The organism is Novipirellula sp. (assembly GCF_041583735.1).
Taxonomy (GTDB): Bacteria; Planctomycetota; Planctomycetia; order Pirellulales; family Pirellulaceae; genus Novipirellula.
In genome coordinates, this window is the sequence record NZ_JBFHFD010000730.1 from 1 (window position 1) to 4,080 (window position 4,080).

Below are 4,080 nucleotides of genomic sequence, written 5' to 3' on the forward strand. Positions count from 1 at the left end.
GAAGCCGAGCGACAAGCGGTTGCCAGGATGGACCATCCTAACATTGCACAGGTCTTTGACGCCTGTGTCACAGAGGATGCTCGTCCCTATTTCGTGATGGAACTCGTTCGCGGTGTTCCGATTACCGAGTTCTGTGACAATCATCAATTGAATATCGTCGAGCGTTTAAGTTTGTTTACGGATGTGTGTTCGGCGGTTCAGCATGCGCATCAAAAGGGAGTGATCCACCGCGACATCAAACCAAGCAACGTGATGGTGACGCTTCACGATGATAAACCAGTGGTAAAGGTAATCGATTTTGGCGTCGCCAAGGCGATTGGTCAAACCTTGACCGACAAGACGATCTACACTCGCTTTTTCTCGATGATCGGCACTCCGCTGTACATGAGCCCCGAGCAAGCGGAGATGAGTGGATTGGATGTCGACACTCGCAGTGACATCTATTCGCTGGGGGTGATGCTATACGAATTGTTGACCGGCACGACCCCGTTTGATCGCGCGCGTTTCGATTCCGCCGGTTATGACGAGATGCGCCGCATCATTCGCGAAGAGGAACCGCCCAAACCGAGCACGCGATTGACCACGATGGGCGAGCGATTGAGCACGGTGTCGGTTTCTCGGCATACCGAACCGACCCGACTGACATCAACGGTCAAAGGCGATTTGGATTGGATTGTGATGAAGTCACTCGAGAAGGATCGGCGACGGCGATATGAATCGGCAGCGGCGATGGCGGGCGATATTCGTCTTTATTTGAATCAAGAACCGATCACCGCGCGTCCGCCGAGTCGTAGTTATCGAATCCGTAAATTTGCTCGACGAAACCGGGTCCCCTTGATCACAGCATCCTTGGTTGCCGTGACGATGATCATCGGGATGGTCACCAGCCTCTGGCAGATGTCGGCGGCTATCGACGAACGGGATAAGAAAGACCGAGCGTTGCAGCAGGCGGTGCAGGCAAAAAATGAAGCCACCGCGGCGCGACGCGAAATTGAACAGTTTGCCGAGCGTTTGACCTCAGCCAATCTGTTGGTAGCGAGTGGACAAGCGCATGCCGATGCCGAGAAGTGGCCTGAGGCGCGTCAAGATTACGCCGACGCGATCGAAATGCAGCCAAGCTACTACCTGCCTTGGATTCAACGAGCTCAGTTCTTCATTCGACTAAAACTGTGGGACGAAGCTGCGGCGGATTACAAGAAAGGGTTGGATTTAGGAGCACCGACCGATTCGCCACAATGGTGGGGCGTTCCTGCATTGTTTCAATTGACCGGAAAACAGCAAGCCTACGATAAATTGATCGCGACGGATCTCGATCGCATCCAAAGCGACACCGAGACACCTCGTTGGTCGGCGCTTCGCGATCTTGTGATTTCGTCCGAGCTGTCGTCGTCGATTCCATTCGACCAGCTTGCCAACCACGCTGAAAATTGGTTGGCACAAGCGTCAACACCTCCAGGGCATCGCGGCGGCGGGGGACGACCTCCGGATCGACGATCGCCGCGGAATTCGCCAGCGGATGACAACGATCGAATTCGCGGACAAAGAGATGCACCGGACGGGCGTGGCTTTGGGCCTCCCGGACCACCGCCGTTTGGCAGTTCGCGTCAAACGCGAGATCCATTTCGAGGCCCGCCAACCGGCGATTTTTTGCCTCGTGAGGTCTGTTTGTATGTGACTGGGTTGACGCATCTAAGGGCAAACGATTTTACGCGTGCGGTCGATCGTCTTCGCGAAGCCAGCGAGGATCCGAACTGGCCCGGAGGCGATATCGTTCACGCGCCGCTGGCGATCGCGTTGCACCAGAGCGGTCAAGCCGACGAAGCACTCCAGGCGTTATCGAAGGCCGATGATGCCCTGAACCATTGGGGACAACAGTTACGTGATCAACCGACACGTTCGATTGACATTCCGTGGTTCGATTTGGTCGAAGCGATCGTGTTGCACCGCGAAGCCACGATGCTGTTGACCGGGAATGCTCCAGCCGAGAACATCAAGTTGGATCAAATGCGACAAACGTCGCTTGACTTGATCACCCCGTGACAATCATCAACGCGATACGACCCTGATTAATAGGGACGCAGAGGCTTCCCAGCAGATGTCGGAACGTTACTCGGGGAGAAGCGAAATGTTAGTGCATGTCAAGACAGTTGTATCAAGGGCCGTGATTCCATTAGCCATGATGGCAGCGGCGTGTTGGGCAGGGGATGTCCAAGCACAATGTTCGGGCGGACGAGGCGGCGGCGGCCCTACGGGCGGCGGAATCGCAACCGTGTCACCGCGTGGTGGTGTACCGCTCGACGCGGTTGCGGCGATCCAGACGGTCGCAGCACAACGGCAGTTGTACGAGATGCAACTGGCTCAATTGCAACAACAGCGGATGTTGGCCATGCAACAGCGAACGTACGAGCAAGGAGCCTACCGTGAGCGACAAGAATCACAGATCGAGCGGGAACAGTCCTTGCTTGCCCAACGCCAAGAACGTGCCGAACAACTACGGCAAAAACGGGCCGATCGACTTGCCGCTCGGATCGCCGAGCGGCGCAGTGTGATGCTGACCGCGAAAGTAGAAGAAGTGGAATCCGACGACGACAATCCGTTTGCGTCAACTTATTAGAACCGTGTGTCCAAACGCGGTGAAGGATTTTCTGGTTGCTATTTTCGCCAGAAAGTGATGATTCGCATTCACGCTGCAAACATTCGTTTATGGCGAGCGCCGCGGGCAAAACGCAGCAGCCCTCACTTGTCGCCTCGAGATGCATCACAGCGCTCGCGAATCAACGATGATCGCGAACACCGATTTTTAACCGCGCGGGACCCGACGATTCGTTGGCAAGCACTTTGGTCGCCGTAAACGGATCGTCCCGCCCCGCTGAACCGTTTACACGTCGCGTTTGTGTCGGCTTATTTTACGGGGGTCATTTGGAAATTGCGGAACAGCATCTTCTGATGGACACCCGCGTGCAGTTGCAGTCCGATCTTACCTTTCTCCGGAAACCGGATCGCGGTGTAATCGACAAACGGTGCATCATTCAGGAATGTTTGGATGCGTTTGCCATCGACCACCATTCGCAACGTATTCCACTCGCCCGGTTTGTGAACGGTTTTTACTTTGTCCGATTTCGCCGGATAAGAACCTTGTTTGTCCACCGGCGCGTAGATGCATGCAGTGAGGTCGACTTTCAACGACCGTGAAATTCCGATTTGAACTTGATGCGATTCGCCATGCAAAAAGACGCCCGAATCGTAATCGGGAGAATCGGTCTTGAATTCGACAGACAATTCAAAGTCGGTGTAGTCCTTGTCGGTCCACAACACCGATCCTTTTTTGTCAGGATTGTCACCGATGATCATTCCATCGGTGACGGTCCAGTGCGACGCAAATTCCGTCGGCTTGGTATGCCAACCTGACAGAGTCTTGCCGTCGAAAAGAACCGCGTTTTGGGACGAATCAGCGGATTCGCGGTCTTCGGCGGGTAACAGGTTCGCGGTTGCAAATAGGCACAGGGAAATTATTAAAACAAGTCGTTTCATGTTTACTTCTAGAAAAAGGCAGGAAGGGAGTGAGGGAGGGAAGTTGACGTTAGTCGGTGGGGGACGACAGGAAAGGGGCTTTAGGAACCGACGATTGAATACAGACCGCCGCCTTCGCGTTTCAGCTTTCCTTGATTGGCCAATTCTTGCCAAACCGATTTGGGGTACGAGTCGGGTGGCGTGATCGCGGCCACGCCCGAGGATTGGCCCGAAGACATCGGGCCGTATCCCAAACGCGACTCATCGTCCAATCGAGTCAGCTTCAGGCGTTTTCGAAACGCCTTCATCGCCAAACGCAATTCTTCTTTGGACGGGCCTGTGGGTTCGGGGGACACGGGCTCGGGGGACATGGGCTCGGGGGACATGGGCTCGGGGGACACAGCGTCCGGGGTAGCGTGGTCTTCGGATTCAGTCATAAAATGGCTTCGCAATGAGTTCGTTTAACGCTTTGGCGTCAAAATCGATTATCATAATCGGCAGATGTGGATGATCGTGCCCGCTATTGTCTACCACCGACTTTCACGTATCAACCTTTTGATGCTCCGTCAC

Annotated in this window: 4 protein-coding genes; 2 read left to right on the forward strand and 2 right to left on the reverse strand. The window is 54.8% G+C overall.

What is annotated here, in order from left to right:
- Positions 1–2,040, forward strand: a 2,040-nt coding sequence (locus tag ABX962_RS31745; protein WP_372725625.1) for a protein kinase, incomplete at its 5' end; no start/stop codon positions are given.
- Between the two features lie 121 nt (positions 2,041–2,161).
- The gene (locus tag ABX962_RS31750) at positions 2,162–2,614 is read left to right on the forward strand and encodes a hypothetical protein (RefSeq protein ID WP_372725627.1); all 453 of its coding nucleotides are present in this window, start codon (positions 2,162–2,164) and stop codon (positions 2,612–2,614) included.
- Between the two features lie 287 nt (positions 2,615–2,901).
- Here ABX962_RS31750 and ABX962_RS31755 read toward each other — a convergent pair whose 3' ends face one another.
- Both ABX962_RS31755 and ABX962_RS31760 read right to left on the reverse strand, forming a co-directional pair.
- Positions 2,902–3,531 carry a DUF1080 domain-containing protein gene (locus ABX962_RS31755; RefSeq protein ID WP_372725629.1) on the reverse strand — a complete coding sequence of 210 codons (630 nt, stop codon included), beginning with the start codon at positions 3,529–3,531 and terminating at the stop codon, positions 2,902–2,904.
- 80 nt (positions 3,532–3,611) lie between these two features.
- Positions 3,612–3,947, reverse strand: coding sequence for a hypothetical protein (locus ABX962_RS31760; protein ID WP_372725631.1), 336 nt, complete (start codon positions 3,945–3,947; stop codon positions 3,612–3,614).
- Between the last annotated feature and the right edge of the window lie 133 nt (positions 3,948–4,080).

What these genes read in the sequence shown, in the direction of transcription:
- ABX962_RS31760 (WP_372725631.1), bottom strand. Translation starts at nt 3,947, where the DNA reads ATGACTGAATCCGAAGACCACGCTACCCCGGACGCTGTGTCCCCCGAG.
- ABX962_RS31755 (WP_372725629.1), bottom strand. Translation starts at nt 3,531, where the DNA reads ATGAAACGACTTGTTTTAATAATTTCCCTGTGCCTATTTGCAACCGCG.